This is a genomic window from Phycicoccus sp. 3266 (assembly GCF_031456495.1).
Taxonomy (GTDB): domain Bacteria; phylum Actinomycetota; class Actinomycetes; order Actinomycetales; family Dermatophilaceae; genus Pedococcus.
In genome coordinates this window covers 290,828-312,778 of sequence record NZ_JAVDUW010000002.1, presented here as the reverse complement: position 1 = coordinate 312,778, position 21,951 = coordinate 290,828, and the positions used below count along the sequence as shown (strand labels likewise).

20 protein-coding genes are annotated in these 21,951 nt (G+C 73.9%); 6 read left to right on the top strand and 14 right to left on the bottom strand.

Annotated elements, in window-relative coordinates; all coding sequences use genetic code 11:
* Positions 1 to 51: 51 nt before the first annotated feature.
* Genes J2X64_RS11275 through J2X64_RS11260 form a run of 4 tightly spaced genes read left to right on the top strand, consistent with a single transcriptional unit; the run spans position 52 to position 4,016 of the window.
* A complete protein-coding gene (locus J2X64_RS11275; protein WP_310153999.1) occupies positions 52 to 1,428 on the top strand; it encodes a deoxyribodipyrimidine photo-lyase in 1,377 nt (458 codons plus the stop codon).
* A 4-nt stretch (positions 1,429 to 1,432) separates the two neighbouring features.
* Positions 1,433 to 2,161, top strand: coding sequence for a CPBP family intramembrane glutamic endopeptidase (locus J2X64_RS11270; protein ID WP_310153996.1), 729 nt, complete (start codon positions 1,433 to 1,435; stop codon positions 2,159 to 2,161).
* Positions 2,158 to 3,558, top strand: coding sequence for a tryptophan-rich sensory protein (locus J2X64_RS11265; protein WP_310153993.1), 1,401 nt, complete (start codon positions 2,158 to 2,160; stop codon positions 3,556 to 3,558). The genes J2X64_RS11270 and J2X64_RS11265 overlap by 4 nt, the downstream gene beginning before the upstream one ends.
* On the top strand, positions 3,555 to 4,016 hold the full coding sequence (locus J2X64_RS11260) for an SRPBCC family protein (protein ID WP_310153990.1): 462 nt from the start codon (positions 3,555 to 3,557) through the stop codon (positions 4,014 to 4,016). The genes J2X64_RS11265 and J2X64_RS11260 overlap by 4 nt, the downstream gene beginning before the upstream one ends.
* On the opposite strand, the gene J2X64_RS11255 is transcribed toward J2X64_RS11260, so the two are convergent.
* From J2X64_RS11255 to J2X64_RS11240, 4 genes are all read right to left on the bottom strand, one after another.
* Positions 4,013 to 5,008: an NAD(P)H-binding protein gene (locus J2X64_RS11255; protein WP_310153987.1), complete on the bottom strand. Its 996-nt coding sequence runs from the start codon at positions 5,006 to 5,008 to the stop codon at positions 4,013 to 4,015. The genes J2X64_RS11260 and J2X64_RS11255 overlap by 4 nt on opposite strands.
* 151 nt (positions 5,009 to 5,159) lie before the next feature.
* Entirely contained in the window at positions 5,160 to 6,221 is a 1,062-nt protein-coding gene (locus J2X64_RS11250) for an SIS domain-containing protein (protein ID WP_310153983.1), read from the bottom strand.
* A gap of 19 nt (positions 6,222 to 6,240) precedes the next feature.
* Positions 6,241 to 7,038 carry a hypothetical protein gene (locus J2X64_RS11245; protein WP_310153981.1) on the bottom strand — a complete coding sequence of 266 codons (798 nt, stop codon included), beginning with the start codon at positions 7,036 to 7,038 and terminating at the stop codon, positions 6,241 to 6,243.
* 137 nt (positions 7,039 to 7,175) lie between these two features.
* Positions 7,176 to 8,963, bottom strand: a complete 1,788-nt coding sequence (locus J2X64_RS11240) for a GAF domain-containing sensor histidine kinase (RefSeq protein ID WP_310153978.1) — start codon at positions 8,961 to 8,963, stop codon at positions 7,176 to 7,178.
* A 165-nt stretch (positions 8,964 to 9,128) separates the two neighbouring features.
* On the opposite strand from J2X64_RS11240, the gene J2X64_RS11235 reads away from it, so the two are divergent.
* The gene (locus J2X64_RS11235; RefSeq protein ID WP_310153977.1) at positions 9,129 to 10,247 is read left to right on the top strand and encodes a beta-propeller fold lactonase family protein; all 1,119 of its coding nucleotides are present in this window, start codon (positions 9,129 to 9,131) and stop codon (positions 10,245 to 10,247) included.
* Here J2X64_RS11235 and J2X64_RS11230 read toward each other — a convergent pair.
* Genes J2X64_RS11230 through J2X64_RS11210 form a run of 5 tightly spaced genes read right to left on the bottom strand, consistent with a single transcriptional unit; the run spans position 10,228 to position 14,029 of the window.
* Positions 10,228 to 10,560, bottom strand: coding sequence for a putative quinol monooxygenase (locus J2X64_RS11230; RefSeq protein WP_310153973.1), 333 nt, complete (start codon positions 10,558 to 10,560; stop codon positions 10,228 to 10,230). The genes J2X64_RS11235 and J2X64_RS11230 overlap by 20 nt on opposite strands.
* Positions 10,561 to 10,613: 53 nt before the next feature.
* Entirely contained in the window at positions 10,614 to 11,111 is a 498-nt protein-coding gene (locus J2X64_RS11225; protein ID WP_310153970.1) for a DUF1097 domain-containing protein, read from the bottom strand.
* A gap of 50 nt (positions 11,112 to 11,161) precedes the next feature.
* Positions 11,162 to 12,196 carry an NAD(P)-dependent alcohol dehydrogenase gene (locus tag J2X64_RS11220; RefSeq protein WP_310153967.1) on the bottom strand — a complete coding sequence of 345 codons (1,035 nt, stop codon included), beginning with the start codon at positions 12,194 to 12,196 and terminating at the stop codon, positions 11,162 to 11,164.
* Positions 12,193 to 12,981, bottom strand: coding sequence for an iron-sulfur cluster assembly protein (locus tag J2X64_RS11215; RefSeq protein WP_310153964.1), 789 nt, complete (start codon positions 12,979 to 12,981; stop codon positions 12,193 to 12,195). Before J2X64_RS11215 ends, J2X64_RS11220 begins: the two co-directional genes overlap by 4 nt.
* A gap of 4 nt (positions 12,982 to 12,985) precedes the next feature.
* On the bottom strand, positions 12,986 to 14,029 hold the full coding sequence (locus J2X64_RS11210) for an amidohydrolase family protein (RefSeq protein ID WP_310153962.1): 1,044 nt from the start codon (positions 14,027 to 14,029) through the stop codon (positions 12,986 to 12,988).
* 182 nt (positions 14,030 to 14,211) lie between these two features.
* Between J2X64_RS11210 and J2X64_RS11205 the strand changes: the two genes are divergently transcribed.
* Entirely contained in the window at positions 14,212 to 15,720 is a 1,509-nt protein-coding gene (locus J2X64_RS11205; protein ID WP_310153958.1) for a GAF domain-containing protein, read from the top strand.
* On the opposite strand, the gene J2X64_RS11200 is transcribed toward J2X64_RS11205, so the two are convergent.
* The 5 genes from J2X64_RS11200 to J2X64_RS11180 form a co-directional block, all read right to left on the bottom strand.
* Complete coding sequence (locus J2X64_RS11200) at positions 15,702 to 16,694, bottom strand: methyltransferase (RefSeq protein WP_310153955.1); 993 nt, start codon at positions 16,692 to 16,694, stop codon at positions 15,702 to 15,704. The genes J2X64_RS11205 and J2X64_RS11200 overlap by 19 nt on opposite strands.
* Positions 16,695 to 16,756: 62 nt before the next feature.
* Positions 16,757 to 18,397, bottom strand: a complete 1,641-nt coding sequence (locus tag J2X64_RS11195) for a hypothetical protein (RefSeq protein WP_310153952.1) — start codon at positions 18,395 to 18,397, stop codon at positions 16,757 to 16,759.
* 111 nt (positions 18,398 to 18,508) lie between these two features.
* Positions 18,509 to 19,276, bottom strand: a complete 768-nt coding sequence (locus J2X64_RS11190) for a peptidoglycan-binding protein (RefSeq protein ID WP_310153950.1) — start codon at positions 19,274 to 19,276, stop codon at positions 18,509 to 18,511.
* Positions 19,276 to 20,775: a hypothetical protein gene (locus J2X64_RS11185; protein ID WP_310153949.1), complete on the bottom strand. Its 1,500-nt coding sequence runs from the start codon at positions 20,773 to 20,775 to the stop codon at positions 19,276 to 19,278. Before J2X64_RS11185 ends, J2X64_RS11190 begins: the two co-directional genes overlap by 1 nt.
* Positions 20,776 to 20,840: 65 nt before the next feature.
* On the bottom strand, positions 20,841 to 21,641 hold the full coding sequence (locus J2X64_RS11180; RefSeq protein WP_310153944.1) for a BTAD domain-containing putative transcriptional regulator: 801 nt from the start codon (positions 21,639 to 21,641) through the stop codon (positions 20,841 to 20,843).
* Between the last annotated feature and the right edge of the window lie 310 nt (positions 21,642 to 21,951).

Sequence of the window (21,951 nt, the reverse complement as noted above, 5' to 3'; positions counted from 1 at the left end):
GGTGACTCGCGAGTAATGCGGGGTCCGGTGTGCCCACCTAGGGTGGACGGCATGGCACGGGCCGGCTCGATCCTCTGGTTGCGCAGGGACCTGCGCCGCGGCGACCTGCCCGCGCTGGGGGCCGCCGCCGAGGCCGCCGGCGACTCCTCGGTGCTCGTCCTCTACGTCCTGGACCCGACGCTGTGGAAGGGCGCCGGGGACGCCCGCCGCGCGTGGCTGGCCGCGACGCTCGAGGCCGCCAACGAGGCGTACGACGGCCGTCTCTGCCTGCTGAGCGGCAACCCGCGGACCGTCGTCCCGCGCGTGGCGAAGGAGACCGGCGCCGGCTCGGTGCACGTGTCCCGCGAGACCACTCCCGCCGGCCGCCGGCGCGACGAGGCGGTGCGAGAGCGCCTCGAGGAGGCCGGGGTCGGCTGGGTCGAGACCGGCACCCCGTATGCCGTGGGCCCCGGGTCGGTCGTCAACGGCAGTGGCACCGAGTACAAGGTCTTCACGCCGTTCTCCAAGGCCTGGCGCGACCACGGGTGGCCCGACCCGGCGAGCGAGCCGAAGGGGATGACCCTCTCCCGCGTCGCCTCCGACGACGACGCGTGGAAGGAGGTCCGGGCGGCGCTGCGCGGCAAGGACCTGCCCGAGATGCCCGACGCCGGGGAGCAGGCGGCCCTGCGCCGCTGGCACGACTTCCTCGACGACGGGCTCGCCGACTACGGCGACCGGCGGGACCGGGCCGACCTGCCCGGCGTCTCCCGGATGTCGGCCTACCTCAAGATCGGGGCCATCCACCCGCGGACGATGCTCAAGGACCTTGCCGGCCGCCGGGGCAAGGGGGCCGAGACGTACCGCACCGAGCTGTGCTGGCGCGAGTTCTACGCCGACGTCCTGTGGCGGCACCCCCAGTCGGCCTGGGCCGACCTGCGGCCGGCCCTGCAGGGCATGACGTACGAGTCGCACGAGGACCTCGTCGAGGCCTGGCGGCAGGGGCGCACCGGCTACCCGGTCGTCGACGCGGCGATGCGCCAGCTCCTCAGCGAGGGCTGGATGCACAACCGCATGCGGATGGTCACCGCGAGCTTCCTCACCAAGGACCTGCACGTGTGGTGGCCCGTGGGCGCCCGGCACTTCCTCGACCACCTCATCGACGGCGACATCGCCTCGAACAACCACGGGTGGCAGTGGGTCGCGGGCACGGGCACCGACGCCTCCCCCTACTTCCGCGTCTTCAACCCGGTCACGCAGGGCCAGCGCTACGACCCCGACGGCGACTACGTCCGCCGCTACGTGCCCGAGCTCGCGCACCTGTCGGGTGCCGCGGTCCACGAGCCGTGGAAGGCCGACGGCGGCTACGAGCACGGGTACCCCGAGCGCATCGTCGACCACGCGGAGGAGCGGCTCGAGGCGCTGCGCCGCTACGAGGCCACCCGGGCGTGACGTCGTGATCAACCCGGTGGCGGAGATCCGCGCGTTCGTCCGGGCCGCGCTGGTCCAGCCCGTGCCACGAGACCACACCGAGACCGACGCCGCGTTCCGCCGGCGCCGGGTGGTCGCGGTGGTCACGCTGGTCGTCGGGACGGTCGTGCTCGCCCTCGCCCTGCGGATCGAGCCGGGCAACGTGCTGTTCTACCCCGCGTCGTTCGGCCTCGCGGTCGTCTGGGCGGTCGGCGCCCTGCTGTCCGGACCGCTCCACCTCGGGCACGCGCGCACCCGGGCCGGCGGGTACGACGCCCGCCCGGTCGTGCAGTCCCTCGCCCTCGGCGCGCTGCTGCTCGGCGTCTTCCTGGCCGGCGGCCTCCTCGTGGCCCGCATCCCGTTCCTGCGCGACCCGGTGAACCAGCTGCTCGACCACGCCCGGCTCGGGTCGCTCGCCCTCGTCGCGGTCATCACCGCGGTCAACGGCATCGCCGAGGAGCTCTACTTCCGCGGCGCCCTCTATGCCGCGGTCGGCCGCAAGCACGCCGTCCTCGTCACGACGGTCGTCTACGCGCTCACCACGGTCGGCGCCGGCATACCCCTGCTCGTCCTCGCCGCGGCCGCGCTCGGCCTGATCGTGGCCCTCCAGCGCCGGGTCACCGGCGGGGTCCTGGGCCCGATGATCACCCACCTCACCTGGTCGCTGGGGATGCTCTTCCTGCTCCCCCACGTCCTCGGGACAGGAGCCCCATGACCACCGTCCTCGTCACCGGAGCCACCGGCTACATCGGCGGGCAGCTCGTGCCCGTGCTGCTCGACCGCGGCCACCACGTGCGCGTCCTCACGCGGTCCCGCAAGGGCCTCGCCGGCCGCCCGTGGGCCGACCGGGTTGAGGTCGCCGAGGGCGACGCCTCCCGCGGCGAGGACGTGCGGCGGGCCCTCGAGGGCGTCGACGTCGCGTACTACCTGCTGCACTCGATGGACGGCGGCGGCTCGTTCATCGAGCGAGACCGGTCGATGGCGCAGACCTTCGCCGACGCCGCGGGCGAGGCGGGCGTGGGCCGCGTGGTCTACCTCGGCGGGCTGCACCCGGAGGGCGAGCTGTCCGACCACCTCGCCTCGCGGGTCGAGGTCGGCGAGACGTTCCTGCGCGGGCCGGTGCCGGCGGTCGTGCTGCAGGCCGGCGTCGTGCTCGGCAACGGGTCGGCCTCGTTCGACATGCTGCGCCACCTCACCGAGCGGCTCCCGGCGATGGTCGCCCCCAAGTGGGTGGGCAACCGGATCCAGCCGATCGCCGTGGCCGACGTCGTGCACTACCTCGCCGGGGCGGTGGACCTGCCCGAGGGGACCAACCGCACCTTCGACCTCGGCGGCCCGGAGGTCATGACGTATGCCGAGATGATGCAGCGCTACGCGTCGGTGGTCGGCCTGCGGCCGCGGCACGTCGTGAGCGTGCCCGTCCTCACCCCGCGGCTCGCCGGGCTGTGGGTCGACGTCGTCACGCCGATCCCCGCCGGCCTCGCCCGCCCCCTCGTCGGCAGCCTCGTGCACGAGGCGGTGTGCCGCGAGGACGACATCCTCGAGGTCCTCGGACCGCCCCCGGGCGGTCGGACCGGCTTCGACGAGGCGGTCCTCGCGGCCGTCGCCGACGTGGACCCCCACCGGTGGAGCCGCACGCTGGCACGGACGTCCGCCGTGGTCGGCGCCGCCGCCGTCGTCGGGTCGCTGCTCACCGACCCCACCTCCCGGTGGTACCGCCGGCTCGACAAGCCGTCGTGGCAGCCGCCGGCCGGGGCGTTCCCCGTCGTCTGGACGGCCCTCTACGCGACGACCGCCGTCGTCACGGCCCGCGCCAGCGCCGAGCTGGCCGAGCGTGGCGACACCGCCGAGGCCAAGGACCTCGAACGCGCGCTGGTCGCCAACATGGTCCTCAACGCCGGGTGGTCCGGCCTCTTCTTCCGCGCGCACCGGCTCGGCCTGGCCACCGCGGGCGCCGCCGCCCTCGCCGCCAGCAGCGCGGACCTGGCCCGCCGCGTCGGCAGCACCGGCAAGGGCAAGGCCGCCGGCATCGGCGCGTATGCCGCGTGGTGCGGCTTCGCGACCGTGCTCACCGCCGCCATCGCCCGCCGGAACCCGAGGGCAGGACGATGACCACCTTCGACGCGCGCAAGGTGTCCAAGGCGGTCGTGCCGTACACCCGCCAGCAGGTCTGGGAGGTGCTCTCCGACCCCTCGGCCGTCGCCCGGCTGACGCCGATGGTGCGCGGCATCGAGGGCGCCGGCGACCTGTGGCGGTGGCGGCTGGCGCCGATCGAGGTGCTCGGCAAGGACATCGGGCTCGCGTTCACCGAGCGGATGGAGTTCAGGGAGCCCGAGCGGATCGAGTTCACCCACGAGCCCGACGGCCACGAGCGCGCCGGGGTCAACGGCACGTACACGCTGACGGCGGCCGGCCGGGGCACCCGGCTGGCGATCGACCTGGCCGTGGAGGTCGACCTGCCGTTCCCTCGGCTGGCCCGCCCGGCGGTCACGACGTCGATGCAGGCGGTGCTCGTCGCGATGGGGGCCGGGTTCGCCCGGCAGCTCGACCGGCACCTGTCCGGCTCCTAGGCCGGCGGCCTGGCCCACGCGGGGTCGGTGGCCAGCGGGCCCAACGGGTCCGGGGCACCGGTGTCGGCGCCGCGGGCTGCCGGGGAGCCGGGGGCGGGAGCCGCGAGCGCGCGACTGATGGCCCGGGCCACCGGCACGGGCCGGGATCCCGCCGGCAGCAGGTCCCGCACGTAGTCGTCGTCGCGGCACACCATGTCGTGGCGCAGGCTCGCGACGAGGGACCGGACGGTCGAGGCCGGGACGTCCGTGAACAGCGGCGCCACCCGCGCGACCAGCGCCGTCGGCAGCAGGGCCGGCACCTGCAGCGCGCGTCCGCCGGCCAGCCGCGCGTAGAGCCGCAGCAACGCGGCATACGACATGCGCTCCCCGCTCCCCACGTCGTAGGTGCGGCCGCCCCCGGACGCCGTCAGCGAGCCCACCAGCGCCGCCACGACGTCGCTCACGGCGACCGGCTCGACGGCGCTGCGCATCCACGACGGCACGACCTGCACCGGCAGCCGCCGGCTCAGCTGGCGCATGATCTCGAACGACGTCGACCCGGCCCCGACGACCATCGCAGCGCGCAGCGCCCAGGTCGGGACCCCGCTGTCGCCGAAGACCTGCTCGACCTCGAGCCGTGAGCGCAGGTGCGGCGAGAGGTCGCCCTCGGGGACGTCCGGGACGAGGCCGCCGAGGTACACGATGCGACCGACGCGCGCCCGCACCGCGGCGTGCGCGGCGTTGTAGGCGCCCTCGCGGTCGGCGGTGGTGAAGTCCGGGCCGGCCAGGCCGTGCACGAGGTAGACCAGCGCGTCCGCCCCGTCGGCAGCGTCCCGGGCCGCGGCCCGGTCGGCGACGTCGAGCCCGGCCACGCGCACGGCACCGGCCCACGGGAACCGCCGGGCGCGTGCCGGGTCGGTGAACGTCGCGGTGACCTCGTGTCCGTCCGCGAGCAGCGCGGGGACGAGCCGGCTGCCGATGTACCCGCCCGCGCCCATCACGGTCACGCGCACGCGAGGTCCTCGGAGGTCGGGGTCGGCACCCGCCCAACCTAACCCGGCGGGCCGGGTCGCACCGGCGGGCGTCGCACGGCTCCCCCGCCCGGCGGCACTGCCTCGAGGTGCCCACACCGGACGACCCGGGGCGCGGCCCGCCGCCGCGGTCTCAGGTGGTGCGGGTGACCTTCGACAGGCCCCGGGGGGCGTCGGGGTCGTGGTGACGGGCCACGGCCATCGCGTGCGCCACGCGCTGCAGCGGGATGATCTCGAGCAGGGGGCTGAGGTCCTCGCGCACCCGCGGCACGGGCACCACGACGTTCGCCGGCCCGAGCGACCCGTCGCCCACGAGCGTGACGTCGGCGCCGCGGTCGGCGAGCCGGGCCAGCACCGGCTGCATGGCAGCGCCGGCCGTGCCGTGCGGCGCCACCGCCACGACCGGGCGGTCCTCGTCCACCATGGCCAGGGGGCCGTGGAGCAGGTCGGCACCGGAGAACGCGTGCGCGGCGAGGTAGGAGGTCTCCATGAGCTTGAGTGCCGCCTCGCGCGCGGTCGGGTAGGCGTAGCCGCGACCGGTCACGACCACCTTGTCGACGAAGCGGAACCGCGCGGCGACCTCGTCGGCGGCCGGTTCGGCGACCGCCTCGGCTGCGAGCCGGGGCAGGTCCGCGGCAGCGCCGGCGTCGCCGCCGTCGAGAGACTCGACGAGGAGCCAGAGGGTGAGCAGGGTGGCGGTGTAGGTCTTCGTCGCGGCGACGGCCCGTTCCACCCCCGCGCCGATGTCGAGCTGGAGGGCGGCCGCCTGCGCCAGGGGCGAGTCCGGGGCGTTGGTGACCGCCAGCGTCAGCGCCCCGGCGCGACCGGCCGCAGCGGTCGACTCCACGAGGTCGGGCGAACCGCCGGACTGGCTCACAGCGACCCAGAGGACGTCGCGCAGGTCGGGCTGCGCGCCGTATGCCGTGATGGTGGACGGGGACGCGAGGCCACACGGCAGGCCGAGCCGGATCTCCACGAGGTACTTGAGGTAGAGCGCCGCGTGGTCGCTCGTGCCACGCGCGGCCACGAGGACGAAACGCGGGGCAGCGGAACGGATACGGGCCGCCACGGCCGCGCGGTCGGCACCGCCGGTCCCGCTCAGCAGCCGCTCGAAGACCGCCGGCTGCTCGGCGATCTCGGCGGCCATGAGCACGCCGGGGCGGTTCTCCTCGGTGCTGTCGCCTGCTCGCTCCATCGGGGACTCCTCTCCGCGCTCACACCGGGTCGGGGAACACCAGGGGTCCGAGCTCGGCGCGCGCGATCGTGTGGGCCATGAACCCGGGGACGTCGTCGATGCTGAACCGGTCCACCCCGGCGGCCACACAGCTCAGCAGCGTGTCGACCCGCATCATCGGCGCCGTCCACTTGAGCAGGACGTCGCGGGGGACGACCTGGCGCATCGCCTTGACCTCGCTGAAGCTCGGGAGCGTGGAGCGCCACAGGCCACCCTGCACGAGCCAGATGCCCGTGTGGGCGAGCTTCTCGCAGGCGTCGAGCAGGACACACCGGCTCAGCCCCCGGGTGTCCACGACGGCGCGCACGCGCGCCCCGACGCCGGAGGCGAAGTGCGCCACCTCCTCGACCTGCTCCAGCAGCCCGACGAGGTCGCCCTCGACCCGGTCCGCGGGGGCCATGACGGCCAGGTCGTCCGCCCCCTCCCGGATGAGGTCACGCGCCTCGACCTGCAGCGGGCGGGGGTCCGAGTCGTCCAGCCCCAGGGCCGTCACCACCGCCGGCCCGCGGTGGGCAAGCGTGGCGGCCGCGGCACGGACGTGCCCGGGCCGCGTGAGCACCGCGCCGACGCCCCAGTCCACCGCGACCGCGCAGCCCAGCTCGACTGCGCTCGTGGTCGGCGGCCGGTCCCCGTGCGCGCCGTACAGCCGGAGCTCGAGCAGGGCCAGCACCTCGCCCGGGGTCACGCAGCCCCGCTCGAGCAGGTCGGCCGAGCTCAGGACGTGGCGCGCAGCGGCGCCCTCCGCGAGGGTCGCCCGGCGCCCCGGCGTCTGTGCCACGCTCGTCTCCCCTGCTGGTTCCTCATCCGTGATGTCGCGAACGTCCCAGACTCTGGCGGTTGGTGGGACTTGCCGGCATCCTGCCGGCGCACGCACCGGAGTAGTGCGGGGGAACCAGCCGACCACGCGGGGCGTCCTCAGGCAACCGGCAGGGTGACGGTGAAGGTCGTCCCGCGCCCCGGCGTCGAGCGCACGTCGATCGACCCGCCGTGCCGGGCCACGATGCGCTTGACGATGCTCAGGCCGAGGCCGGTGCCGGGGACGGAGAGCGCGTCGGGGTTCGTGGAGCGGAAGAACTCGGTGAACAGACGCGCCTGGTCCTGCGCGGAGATGCCCATCCCCTGGTCGACCACCTCGAGCACCGCGTGGCCGTCGCTCTCCTGGGCCCGCACCGTGACCCGGCCGCCCTCGCGGCTGAACTTCACGGCGTTGCCGACGAGGTTGTCCAGCACCCGCGACAGCTCGTCGGCGCTGCCGAGGACGGTGAGCTCCTCGTCCTGCTCGTGCACGAGGCCCACGCCGCCGCGGGTCGCCGCCGGCGCGAACATCTCGAGCGCGTCGTCGACCAGCTGTCGCACACCGACCGGGGCGCGGACGAGCGGGCGGTCCGGGTCGCTGAACCGGCCCAGGACGAGGAGGTCGTCGACCAGGCCCTGCAGCCGCCGCACGTTGCGCTCGATGACGCCGAGCGACCAGGCGGCGTCGGCGGAGGGGTCGTCGCGGAGCATCTCGACGTGGCCGACCACCGAGGCCAGGGGGTTCTTCAGCTCGTGCGACACGGTCGAGAAGAGCGTGGCCCTTGCCCGCTCGGTGGCCCGGAGGTTCTGGACCAGCTGCCGCTCGAGGGAGAAGAGCCGGGAGTTGAGCACGGAGCGCCCGAGGTCACGGCCGATCTCGAGCGCGGCGGCGGTCTCTGCGTCGCTCCACGTGGGGTAGGACCCGGCGCGCGTGCAGACGAGGTACCCGAGGCACTGCGACGCGGCGCCGATCGGGGCCAGCAGCAGGCTGTGCGAGCCGGACCGGCTGATGAAGTCGATGACCCGCGCCCGCTCCTCCGGGCCGACCAGGTCGTCTGCCTCCGTGTCGCTCGCGGCCACGGTCACCGTCCGGCCGAGGGCCCACGCGTCCTCGGCGACCCGGCGCACGAGGTCGACGAGCGCCGGCGGGGTCGGGGGGAACCGTCCCGGCCAGGTGGCGGTGCGGCCCTCGCCCGGGGCGTCCCCGAAGGTCCGCACCCACAGCTGCGTGCACCCGAGGCCGGTGGCCACCGGCTCGGCGACGGCGTCCACGACCTCTCCCGGCTCCAGCACGGCATTCGACACGCGGGCGACGGCCTGGACCGCCTGTGCGAGCCTGACCCGCTCGGCCAGCCGGGCGCGTTCCTGCGCAGCCGCGAGGACCACCCCGGCCTGGCCGGCGAAGACCTCGAGCACCACCCGCTGCAGCGGACCAGGGCGGTGCCCGGTCACCGGGAGGTCGACGTTGAGGACGCCGGCCAGGTCGCCGGCGGCGGTGAAGAACGGTGCGAACAGGGTGTCGTTCGGGTGCCAGGCGTCGTCGTCGGCACCGCCGTCCCAGGTGGAGTCCACCCACCCCGCGGGCGAGGACCCAGGCAGGCGGTCGTGCGGAACGAAGCGCAGGGCGCCCCACTCCTCGGCCACGGCGAACTCGGCGTCCACGACGTGCCGGGGCGTCACCCTGCCCAGCACGGCCTCCCGCGCCCCGGCGTCACCACCGACGGCGACGGCCTCGAGGTCGCCGTCCACGCGGACCAGGCTGAGGGCCGCCACCCGGAACAGCGCGACCTCGGCGGCGCTCTCGACGATGCGCTCGTAGAGCATGCGGTCGTCGGCGGCAGTCGCCGCCTGGGTCATGATGGCGCCGATGCTCCGGAGTGCACCGATCTCCCACGTGTCGACGTCCACGACCTCTACTCCCCTGCGAATGCTTGCCGTTGACAACGCTAGCCGGACAACGGTCGCGAAGCAGGCAGAACCGGGAGGAACCAGACGAACGGACGACCGGCTGCGACGACCCCCCGGTCTCCGCTCCCCCATCGGCGGCAGCGGGGACGGCCGTAGGGTTTCGGAATGACCGGTTCGGGAGGTGGGGTGGCGACCCTGGTCGCGATCGGTGTGGCACCGCCGGGCGGCGGGGGCCGCGTGGCACTGCACCGCTGGGACGGCGCGTCCGTGCTCTCGGGGCCGGTGGCGCAGGTCCCGGTCGAGGCGCCCACGTGGCTGCGGTGGTCGGCCGGCGGCGACCTGCTCGTCGTGGCGAGCGAGGTGGGTGCCGGGCGCCTGGTCACGCTGGAGGTCGTGGACCCACCGGGCTCGGTACCAGCGACGGCACCGACGACGGCACCGGCGGCGGCACCGCGGCTGCGCCGGGTCGCGGACGTCGCCACCGGCGGTTCGCACCCGTGCCACTTCGCACCGACCGGGGACGGCGCGCACGTCGTCGTGGCCAACTACGGGGACGGCGTCGTCTCCCTGCTGGCCGTCGACGGCGGCGCGCCGACGCGGCTCCTCGACTCGGTGCGGCTGACCGGTTCGGGACCGGTCGCGGACCGGCAGGAGGGCAGCCACCCGCACCACGTGGCGCCCGCGGGCGACGGCACCGTCAGCATCGTGGACCTCGGGTCGGACCGGGTCCGGACCTTCGAGGTGTCGGGCGGCCGCCTGCACCACGTCGCCACGACCGACCTGCCGGCAGGGACGGGACCACGGCACCTCGTCCGGGCCGCCTCCTCCAGCGCGGCCTTCCTCACCTGCGAGCTGAGCGGGCAGGTGATCCGACTGGCCGAGGAGACTCCGGGCAGGTTCAGCGTGGTCGCGACCGCCGCCGCGTCGTCACGACTGGGCCACGACGACGTCGCGCACGTGGCGCTCGACGACGCACGTGGCCTGCTCCACGTCTCCAACCGCGGACCCGACACCGTCAGCACCTTCGACGTCACCGGGGACGGGCTGCGCCTGGTCGGCGAGGTCGACGTCCCGGCCCACCCGCGGCAGTTCACCGTGGCCGGCGGCCACCTGCTGGTCGGTGGCCTGCACGGCGGCGCGGTGTCGGTCCACCCGCTGGCCGCCGACGGACGGCCCGGCCCGGGGGTGGTCACCTCCGTGGAGGCGCCGGCGTGCGTGGCCGTCCGCCCCGGGCGTCAGGGCGCCGGGACGGACGGCGAGCGGTTCAGGCCGAGCGAGGGGTGATCTCGCCCATCGGCCCGAAGCCGGAGACCTCCTCGGCGTCGACGTAGATGATCTGCGGCTGGGCCGAGACGATGTCGGGCATCTCGGCCATGAACCGGGCCACGTGCGCCTGCTTCATGTGCTCGCCGCCGGCGTCCGCGTCGCGGAACCCCTCGATGCACACGTAGGTGTCCGGCTCGGTGAGGCTCTGGGAGAACTCGAAGAACACGCAGCCGGGCTCCTCGTTGACGGACTTGGCGTAGTAGTCCGACAGCTCGCGCCACTCCTCGAGCTTGTCCTCGCGGATCGGGAACTTCACGGTGATGAGGATCATCGGGTCGGTCTCTCCTTCGTGCAGGTCGGGGGTGGGTGCGGCGTTCCTCGAACCTATGCCGCTGCCTGTGCCGGGGCGACCGGGGGCTCGGCCGAGGGCGCGCGCCCTGCGACCGCGGACTGGATGCGCGCTCCGAGCACGCCCGAGGCCCAGCCCAGGAGGGCGCCCACGACGAGGGCGATGGCGGTGGGCCAGAAGCCGAAGGCCGTGCCGAAGTACGCGGCGGCCCCGACGAACGCCCCGGGGATGAAGGACAGCGGGGCCCAGCCGGCCTGCAGGCACATCAGGGCAGCGACCACGCCCACGGCGATCGCCAGGGCGCCGGGGAACGACGCGACGTGCAGGAACGCCGCCACCAGCCAGCCGTAGGCCAGGCCCGACAGGTTGGCGGCCAGGCCGCGGGTGAAGCCGATGCGTCCGCCACCGGCGGCGAAGTAGCAGGCCCAGGCGAGGAAGCCGACCCACGTGACGAGCTCGAGGCTGGAGCTCACCTGGGTCCAGATGCCGGCGAGCACACCGATCGACACGGCGACTCCGACGTAGTTCTTCATGACGGACTCCTTTGTCCGGGAGGGGAAAACGCTGCTGGGTGCTCGGCCGGTCAGGGCACGAGGATGGCGCGCCCGCGGACGGCGCCGTTGTCGAGGTCGGTGACCGCCTGCTGGAAGTCGTCGAGGGCGTACTTCTGCGTGTGCAGGGTGACGGCCCCGGTGGCGGCGAGCGCCATGAGGTCCTGCAGGTCGTTGTAGGACCCGACGAGGTTGCCGATGACGTTCTTCTCGGTCGAGATGAGGTCGATGGTCGGCACCACGACGTCCTCGCCGTACCCGACCACGTGGTAGTCGCCGGCCTGCCGGGTCATCGCGATCCCCTCGGAGGTGGACCCGTTCTCGCCGACGAAGTCGACGACCACCTCGGCGCCGTGCCCACCGGTGAGCCCGAGCACCGCGTCCACCTGGCCACCGTCGGCGAGGACTCCCTGGTGCGCACCGATCGACGTGGCCAGGTCGAGCGCCGCCTGGTTGCGGTCGACGACGACGAGCCGCGCCGGGGAGAGCGCGCGCAGCACCTGGATCCCGATGTGCCCCAACCCTCCTGCGCCGATGACGACGCAGGTGTCGCGCGGCGTCAGGCGCCGGGCCGCCTTCGCGGCAGCGTGGTATGCCGTGAGGCCGGCGTCCGCGAGCGCCGCCACGTCCGCGGGCTCCAGGGAGTCGTCGATCTTCACGACCGAGCGGGCGGACGTGAGGAGGTACTCGGCATACCCGCCGTTGGTGTCGATGCCCGGGAAGGCGCTGGACTCGCAGTGCACGTCGTCGCCCGAGCGGCAGGCGCGGCACAGCCCGCAGGTGATGAGCGGGTGCAGGATCACCTTGTCGCCCTCGCGGACGTTGGTCACGGCGGAGCCGACGGCGTGCACCCACCCGGCGTTCTCGTGCCCGATCGTGTAGGGCAGCTGGACCTGCGACTTCTCGGCCCACTGTCCCTCGAGGATGTGCAGGTCGGTGCGGCAGACGCCGGCACCGCCGATGCGCACGACGACGTCCCACGGACCTTTCGCCTCCGGCACGGGGACCTGCGTCATCTCGAGCTTCTGGTGGTAGCCGACGACCTGCACGGCTCGCATGGTGCTCATGTGTGGGTCTCCTTCAGGGTCAACGGGATCAGGTGGTGGTGGTCGGCGGGCTCGGCGCCGTCGGGGCGGAACACCTGGTCGGCGCCGGCCCCGTCGTAGCGGGTGCGGAGCAGCCCCCGGCAGAAGTGGGCGTTGCCGTCGATCGAGATGCGCGTGGCCCGGGCCCGGCGCAGCGCGAGCGGTACGTCGTCCGTCGCGTAGCCGGTACCCCGGTGGTCGACCAGCACCACGGCGTCGGGGTCGTCCGGCAGGCCGAGGGCGGCCCGGCGGCGCAGGAGCGCGTCGGTGGTGCGTCCGGGCGGGAGGTCGCGAAGCCGCACCTCGCCGACCTGCGACAGGTCCAGCGACGGGTCGGCGCGCAGCAGGTCGGTGAGGCAGCGCTCGGCCGCGGCCGTGTGGGCCTTGCGCCGGAACGTCCACCGCAGGTCCTCCAGGCTGCTCTCGGCCTCGTGGCCGAAGGTGCCGACGTAGCCGGCGTCCGCCGCCAGCCCGGCGTTGATCAGGGCCGAGTCGTGGTGGTCGTCGAGCTCGACGACCACCCGGCCGACGCCGTCGAGCGCCGTGAGGGCGTCCTTGGCGTCCGAGGCCATGAGGTAGGCGAAGTTCGGCGAGCAGAACGAGGTGGGCAGGCGCAGGTGGACGGTGACGTCGGAGCCGTCGACCTCGACCGACCGGACGAAGCCGAGGTCGGTCACCGGCTCGTCGAGCTCGGGGTCGATGACGGTGTCGAGGGCGCGTCGGACGGCAGCCCTCGACACCGTCTGCTCGGAGGCGAGGACGGTCATGGCGTCAGACCGTGGCCAGGTCGGCGGCGGCCGGGTCGCGCGGACCGGTCTCGGTGGTCTCGGCCTCGGGCAGGCGCAGCTCGGCGGGGACGTCGATGCCGTACATCTTCGCGGCGTTGAGGCCGAGGATCTTCTTCTTCTGGTCCGTGGTGATCGGGGCGTACTCCGTCATGTCCTCGGGGATCTGGAAGTCGACGAACCGCTCGACGAGCCAGCGCGGGGTCCAGATCGCGTAGTCGCTGGAGAAGAACAGCCGGTCCTCGCCGACCCAGTAGAGGAGCTCGCCCATGATCTGCGCGAAGTACCGCGGCCGCGTGTGGATGAACGGCATGGCGACCGCCAGGCCGCCGTAGACGTTGGGCTCCTGCGTGGCGATCCAGCAGTAGTCCTCCAGCCGCGGGAGGCCGACGTGCTCGACGATGAAGTTGAGGTCGGTGAAATCGGTGGCGACGTGGTCGATGTCGGCGACGTCGAACGCGTCACGGTCCAGCGGCCGGATCGTGGGGCCCTTGTGGACGTGGATGTTGGTGATGCCGAGCTCGCGGCAGACCTCGAAGTAGCGGTAGGCCCAGGGGTCGTCGAGCTTCCAGCCGCGCGACTCGCCGTGCCACTCGGCCGTGTAGAGCTTCACTCCCTTGAAGCCCATCGCCTCGTGGTCGCGCCGCAGGTCGTCCAGGCCCTGCTCGCCGTTGCGGGGGTCGAAGTTGTGGTTGTACGTCAGCTTGCCGGAGTTGGCCGCGGCCAGCTCGTACGCCTCCTTCGTCTGTCCGAAGCCGTTTGTGTAGAACTCGGTCAGGGCGGCGGGCTGGAAGATGGCGTGGTCGACGTAGCCGTCCTCGAACAGGTCCTTCATCAGCCGCTGGCCGCCCTGGTAGAGGTAGTCCTCGTACGACCACACCTCCGCCTCGGGCGAGAGGTTGCGGTGGTAGTCGTAGAAGCAGTCGATGAACTGCTTGCCGTGCTCGTTGCGCAGGTTCTCCGGACGCGCGTCCCAGAGGGCGATGTGCGCGTCGACGATGAAGTAGTTCTCGCCGTCCTTGGTGTACATGGCCTTCTCCTTCTCGCGACGCCGTCGTCGCGGACTGCAGCGACGGTAGGAGCCGGTCGTGGCCGGTGACAGGGGGTCGTCGTCTCACTTTGAGACCCCGCCCCGTCTCACTTTGAGACGCGAACCCGTCGCCTCGACGAAGACCCGGCGTTACCGTTTCGGGGAGCGAGAGGAGGTCGACGATGACCGCCGACCACGAGGCCGCCCTGCCCCGCCGCGTGGGCGCGCCGACCGGGGCCCCGTGGGACTCCACGGCCTCCTCCGCCCCTCCGTCGAAGCGCCTGCTCGCGTCGTGGCAGCGCAGCGAGGAGTACGGCGTCTCGCTCGAGTCGGTCGACCCCGTGTGGGCCGGCTCGGTGGTGCCGGACTCGCTCTTCTTCGAGTGCGGCCACGAAGTCCTCACCAGCCTGCACCGGACCCTGGCCGACGAGCCGCTCAGCCTCATGCTCACCGACGCCGACGGGCTGGTGCTCAACCGGTTCTCGGGCGACACGAGCCTGCTGCGCGCCCTCGACCGGGTGCACCTCGCGCCCGGGTTCGCCTTCTCCGAGCGCGAGGCCGGCACCAACGGCCTCGGGCTCGCCCTGGCCGACCGGGCCCCCTCCCTGGTCCGGGCCGAGGAGCACTACAGCGCCAGCCTGTGCACCTACACGTGTGCGGCGGTCCCGGTCATCGACCCCGTCGGCGGGCGGCTCGAGGGCTGCGTCAACATCACGACGTGGTCCCGGTCCTCGGCCGGCCTGCTGCTCGCGCTCGCCGAGTCGGCGGCCTCCACCACGGCGGCCCTCATGCTCGCCCGCTCCAGCGGCCGGACCGCCCGCTCGCAGCCGCGAGGTGCCGTCTTCCGGGTCCAGCGTGCACGCCTGGAGCCGGCGGCGGGCACCATCCGGTCGATGTCGGCGGCGTGGACCGACGCCCTGGAGACGGCGACGTCGGCGTTCCGCGCAGGCCACACCGTCGCCGCGGTCGGCGAGTCCGGGTCGGGCCGCGCCACCCTCCTCGGCCAGGCCCTGCGCCGGGCCCACCCCCGCATCCGCGTCCTGACGGCCGACGTCCCCGCGGCCGAGGACGTCGAGGCGTGGCTGTCCCTGTGGGTGCCCGAGCTGGCCAAACCCGACACCGCCGTCGTCGTCGAGAACGTCGACGCCCTCCCGGCCTGGGCGGCATACGAGCTGCGGCAGCGCGCCACGGCGGCCGTGGCGGACCGGCCGCCCACGGCCGAGGGCGGCCTGGCCTGGGCGGTCACCGCCCGGGACCTGGACATGGTGCCGGCGCCCCTTGCCCCGCTGGTCGGCAGCGTCGTGGAGGTGGCGCCGCTGCGCGAGCGCCCCGAGGACGTGCTGGCCCTGGCCCGGTGGGTGGCCCACCAGGCCCGCATGCGCGAGGTGGACTTCACGCCGGCGGCCGAGCGCGCGCTGCAGGCCCACGACTGGCCGGGCAACGTCGACGAGCTCGTCAGGGTGGTCCACGACGCGGCGGGCCGCTCCGAGACCGTCGACGTGCGGCACCTCCCCCCGGCGTTCTCGACCCACCCCGCGCACCGCCTCTCGCGCATGGAGACCCTGGAGCGCGACGAGATCGTCCGGGCCCTGGCCCGCGACGGGGTGAGCGTCGGCGAGGCCGCCGCCGATCTGGGCATGAGCCGCGCGACGCTCTACCGCAAGCTGCGGTACTACGGCGTCTCGCGCTGAGCGCGGCACTCCAGCAGCCGCGGACCGGCGGCCTCGACGTCCCACCCGCCGTCGTGCAGCAGCTGCCGCCACTGTGCCTCGGTGCGCTCGCGGCCGCCCAGCATGACGAGCATGTGCAGGTCCATCCACGGCGTCCAGTCCCAGGCCTCGGCGTCGGCCAGGACCATCTCGACGACCAGCAGCCGCGCGCCGTCGGGTGCCGCCCGGCGGCAGGCGCGCAGGATGCGCAGGGCCTGCTCGTCGTCCCAGTCGTGCAGCACCACGGCCATGACGTAGGTGTCGGCGACGGGCACGTCCTCGAAGAAGCTGCCCGCGACGAAGCGGCAGCGGTCCGCGGCCCGGGAGGCGGCCATGAGGGCGAGCGCCTGCTCGCGCACCGACGGCAGGTCCAGCACCGCCCCCGACAGGTGCGGGTGGGCCTCGAGCACGGCGAGGAGGTTGGTACCGGTGCCGCCGCCAATGTCGACGACGGAGGTCGACCCCGACCAGTCCCTCGCGAGCAGCACCTCCCTGCGCTGCCGGGAACCTGCAGCCATGGCCGCGTTGAACCGCGCCCCCTCGTCCGGGTGGCTCGACAGCCAGTCGAACATCGGCATCCCGCGCTGCCGCTCGAACGCCGAGCCGCCCTCGCGCAGGGCCACGAGCAGGTCGGCCCACGCGGCATACCCACGGTCGGTGTGGATGTCGACGAACGGAGCCACGGTCGTCGCGGCGTCCCTGCGCAGGAGCCGTGAGACGTCCGTGTGGACGACGCCGTCGGGCCCGGTGTCGAAGACACCGACCGTGCGCAGCGCCCGCAGCAGCCGCGTGAGCTGCAGGGCCGGTATGCCGGTGTGGCCGGCGAGCGCCTCGAGCGGCACCGGCTCGTCCCCGACGCGGTCGGCGAGGCCGGTGTCGACCACCACGCCGAGCGCCTGGGTGACCATGTAGCCGCCGAGGAGCCGCATGACGTCCTGTGCCGGTGGGAGCTCCACGGTCCGGACGGTACGCGCGGGACCGCCCGTCCGGGTCAGCCGTCTGCAGCAGGACCGCGGTGTCAGAAGTGGGACTTCAGGGCGCGCAGGACCCAGCCGAGGTGCTCGTCGGCCCAGCCCAGGGTGGACAGCGTCGAGTCCACGATCTGCGGCGGGAAGCGGACGAGGGTGTCGCGCAGCACGAGGCGGTCGAAGTCGACCAGGACCGGCCCCGTCCGCGGCTCGCCGTTGGGGTGCCGGAAGGCGACCCCGGCGGACTCCATGATGCGGATCATCTCCTGGGCGATGAGGCCGTACCCCACCGTCGTCGGGTGCACGCCGTCGAGCGAGAACAGGCCGCCCTGGTCCCGGCCGCCGTGCCCGTCGCCGCTGAGGAAGCGCGAGTCGATCGGCGGCTGCAGGACCTGCAGGGTCGCCGGCAGCGGGTACGGCGTCCACCAGGGCGGCCTGGCGTTGACGTCGTTGATGTACCGCCGGGCGGCGAGGCGGTCGAGCATGCCCGCGATGTCGAGCAGGTACCAGTCCCGCACGGTCCCGTCCGGCGCGCCGCCGCTGCGCTCGGTGCGCACCACGCCCTCGATGTCGGTGTTGAAGACGTCGATCGCGTAGTCGACCGCACGCGCCTCGTCGCCGGTGATGTGGACGTCGCGGCCGGCGTTGAACGCCTGGTCGGTGACCCACGGCCTCGCGTAGTAGGGGAAGTAGCGCGACCCCGGCTGGACCTTGCCGCCGATGCCGCGGGCGATCGGCGCGATGGTCACGTGCGGGACCGTGCACCAGATGACGTGCCGGGCCCGGATGCCGCGGACCGCCTCGACGACGTGCCCGAGCTCGGACCGGAAGTGCTCGGGACGCCAGATCGTGTACTGGCCCTTGCCCGTCAGGGAGTCGTACCCGGGGCCGCTCCAGCGGACGGTGAGGTCGGTGACCGTGCGCAGGGCGTTGTTGGCTCCCAGGAAGACGATGAGGGTCTCGATGCCGTCGTCGGTGTCGTCGTCCTTGTCCTCTCCGAGCCGGGCCGCCGCCTCGAAGACGGACAGCGTCTTCTCGCTGTCGCCGCGGGGGTAGACGCGCAGCGCCGCGCGTTCGCTGTTGTGCTCCACGACCTGCTGGAGCAGGTCGTCCTTGGGCGTCCCCACCTGCTGCTCGAGCAGCTCTGCCGTCCAGTCCAGCGCGTCCCGCAGGTCCCAGCCGTACATGCCGAGGGCGTGGTTGATGCCTGTCGCCGTCGGGGGGACGGCGCCGGGGCCGCGCTCCCAGTAGTCCTCGACGTCGTCCATGAACTGGCGCGCCCGGAACAGCGCGAGTGGCAGCTCCCACAGGCTGATCGCCGAGCCCACCTGCGACTCCAGGTCGCGCATCAGCAGCTCGAGGTTGATGGGCAGGCCGCCGAGCCCCGGGTAGCGCGGGTAGCGGAAGCCGTCGAGCCACCCCAGCTCGTAGGCGATGATCGCACCGTACGACAGGTCGGTGTTGAAGACGGCCCCGCTCTGGAAGCCGTGGCTCAGCGAGTCCCCGATCACGACCAGCCGGTTGCGCGGCGCGCCCGTCCACGACTGCGGTGGCAGCGTGACGCCCACGGTGGCGTCGAAGCAGGGCACGCGGGGGCCGGCCGCGCGGGCCGCCAGGTCCTTCACCTCGTCGGGGGCGTCGGGCGGGACGGTCTCGGCCGTCACGGAGGGGGCGCGCGTGCCGTCGGGCATGGCCGGTCACCTTTCTCTGCGGTGTGCGTCGTTCGGGGTGTGCCGTGTGCGTCGTCCGGGGTGTGCCGTGTGCGTCGTCCGGGGTGTGTCGTGTGCGTCGTTCGCAGTGGGTCAGCGCACCCGCCTGCGCGCGACCGTGAGCTTCCCCGCGGTCTTGGGCCCGTACTCGCCGTCGGCGAGCAGGCCACCGGCCCGCTTCTGGAAGGTCTTCACCGCGCCGGAGGTCATGGGCCCGAAGTCCCCGTCGACCTGCAGGCGCGAGGCCTGGACCTTGTTGAGGCAGCGCTGCAGCTGCTTGACGAGCACCCCGGCGCTCCCCCGCCGGAGCATCGGCAGGCCCGGCGGCGCGACATCGCTGCCGGTCGCCGCGCCACGGGCCGCCGCGTGCGCCGGCGCCGCCGCCCGCACGGCCGCCTGCCCTGGCCCGGCATACTCCGGGCGCCCGTAGCCGACGATGGTGGAGGCGTAGCGCGCCCGGCGCCGGCAGGCGTCGGACGTGTTGCCCTCGATGGTGTAGACGACGCCGTCGCGGACGCCCGTCACGAGGCCGATGTGGTCGATGGCGCCGATGCGGTTGGTCTCGTCCCAGTCGAAGAAGACGATGTCGCCGCGGCGGATGCCGGCGATGTCGACGTGCCACTGGCCCTCGCGCCGGAAGCGCTCCGCGTGCCAGACGGTGAAGGCGTAGTCCCGCCCGAAGCAGACCGGCCCGGCGTTGCCGGAGGCGTTGGCCCAGTAGGTGATGCTCTGGTTGCACCACGGCGCCGTCGAGAAGACCGGGCCGTTGCGCTGGGAGTACCAGCGGGTGATCGTGTTCGGCCTGCCCGTCAGGCCCAGCGACCGTTCGGCCGCCCTGACCATGTCCTCGACCCCGGTCATCACTGCCCCTCCTGCCCCGCGGGACCGCCCGGTCCGGCCGCCGGTCCGCCTGCCGCCGGCCCACCCGCCGCCGGTCCGCCTGCCGCCGGTCCGCCTGCCGCCGGCGCGGGGGGTGCGGTCGTGCCGGCGGCGGGGGGCCCGTAGATCCCCTGCGCGTCCGGGGCGCCGAACTCCTTCTCGAGCAGCTCGGCCTCCTCGTCCTCGCTCTGGTCCTTGCGCGCGTTCCCGGTGTCGCGCAGCTGGTCGAACTGGTCCTGCTGGGTGGCCGCGTCGGGCTCGTCGACGGGACGGTCCTTCTCCGGCACGGACCCACCCGTCGCGGGTGCCTCCTCCTCGGGCCCCGCAGGCACGGGGCTCCCGGTCACGGGCTCCCCGGCTGCGGTGGCGTCCGGGCCCCCGGCTCCGGGCACAGGAGGTGGCTCGGTGCCCGTCGCGACGCCGGTCGAGCCTGCGTCGGCCGTCGGCACGGCGGCGGGAAGGACCTCCGCCTTGGAGTTCGGCAACGGCGCGTTCGCCTCGCCTCCCGGCAGGCCCTCGAGCAGGTCCTGCGCACGCTTGTCGAGCAACCGGGACAGCGCCTGCTGGGAGAACCCGAAGAGCAGGGCGTAGGCGAGGATCTGGCCCTGGTTGTCGAGGTTGGACAGGCCGGGTGCGAAACCGCCCTTGATGGCGACGAGGCCGAGGATGGCGGTCATCGCCCCGAGCGGGAACTTGAGGACCGCGAGCGCCACCGGCACGTCGTAGGGGTTGGCGGTGCCCTTGAGGTTGCGGATCGACAGCACCGCGGCGAAGGCGCCGCCCAGGCCGCCCATCGCCGTCGCCACGAGGATGTCCGGGGCAGTCGGCTCGGCACCCACACGCTCGCGCGACGGGCAGGCGATGATCTTCTCCCTGCCGGTGTCGAAGCACAGGGGGACCCAGCTCGGGTTCCTGGCGACGAAGACCAGCGTCACGACGACGCACACGAAGAGGAAGGCCGTGGCCAGCAGCACGATGTTGCGGAAGCTGCGCAGCTGCGCGTGCTCGAGGTCGAGCTTCTCGTAGCTGTCGCCGACCAGCCGCCGCATGCGCGGGCGCAGCCGCGCAGTGGGGAGCGCGTTCAGCTCGGCGATGGTCGAGCGTCGGGGGTCGTCCCGGTGCAGCGTGGCGTTGGCGCGGGCCACCACCATGGGGATCTCCGCGCGGAGCTCGGCGTCCGTGTACAGGTCGAGCATCGCGCTGCGCGCCGAGTGCATGTTCCGGTATGCCGCCTCGACCAGCGTCCCGCGCCACCAGTTCGCGAGGCGGCCGGGGATGGGGTCGTCGCGGAAGGCGGCCGCCCGGGCCCGCTCGACGAAGCCGTCGACGCCGACCGCCACCATCTCCTGCGGCTCGGTGAGGTCACCCCGCGCCCGGGCCGCGTCGACGCGCATCTTGAGTCGGTTCGTCTCGACCGCCACCTGCTGCACCCAGATCCGACGGCGCGGCGCCGTGGCCTCCCCTCCCTGGCCTGCGCCCATGGTCCTCACCCCCACGCTCCCCGGGCCTGCGGCGCCCGTGTGGGCTCAGGGTGACGGGTGGTGCGTCACGCCACCGTCACGGCTGTGTCACGCCGACCGAGGACAGTGGCGTCCGCACCCGTCCGGTAGCGGTGCAGGAGGGCGGCCATGAGCTCCGAGGGCTGCACCCCGAGCTCCCGGTCGAGCAGCCGGGCGTACCGGTCGTGCTGGCGGACGGCCTCGGCCACGTTGCCCTCCTGCAGGTGGACGGACAGGAGCAGCCGGTGGCCGCTCTCGCGCAACGGGTCCGCCTCCACCAGGGCCAGGGCGACCTGGAGCGCCTCCCCCGCCCTCCCCCCGTCCAGCAGGGCGGTCCCGATGACGTCGAGCGAGTACAACCGCAGCTGGCGGAAGCGGTCCCGCTCCTCCACCACCCACTCGTCGTACCACCCGGTCAGCAGGTCGCCGCCCAGGCGGCGCAGCGCCTCGCCGGCGGCGAACAGCCTGGGAGGTGGCTGGCGCGTGGCGAGCACCTGCTGGGCATCGGGGAGCAGGCCGTGCAGGTCGACGACGACGTGCTCGGCCAGCGCGAGCCCGGTCCCGCAGGTGCGCACCAGGGCGGGCCCAGGGAGGGCGGCGATGCGCCACAGGGCGCTGCGCAGGCTGGCACCGGCGTGCTGCTCGTCCGCGTCCGGCCAGAGCGTGGCGCTGACGAGGGACCGTGGCGTCGGCCTGGCCAGCAGGGCCAGGAGCGCGAGCAGCCGCTGCGAGGCGGCCGGCAGCTCGACCGGTTTGCCCCGGTCGCGCAGCTCGAAGTCGCGCACGACGCCGAGCGAGACCTGCGTGTCGAGGTGGGCGCTTGCGGTGGCGTCCAGCACGGTCCTCACCCCTCATCCGGAGCGACGACGGCGCGGCTGGGCCTCCGAGTCGGTGTGGGGCCCGCCGGGGACGGCGGACGCCCACTCCGTGGGTCCCTGCAGGCCCGAAACGCGCCGTTTCACGATCCAGACATCGTAAAGCGACGCTCCGGGCCCCAAATACAGCGGATGACGGAGCACCGCACAGCCACCGACAGGTGGGAGGGCAGAACGGACTGTGCGTTGCCCCGGGAGCCGGGGCAACGCACAGTCGCAGGTGAACCGCCCGTCTGCGGGGCTCGGGCAGTCGGGTCAGCCCGCGTGCTCGACCAGTAGGCGG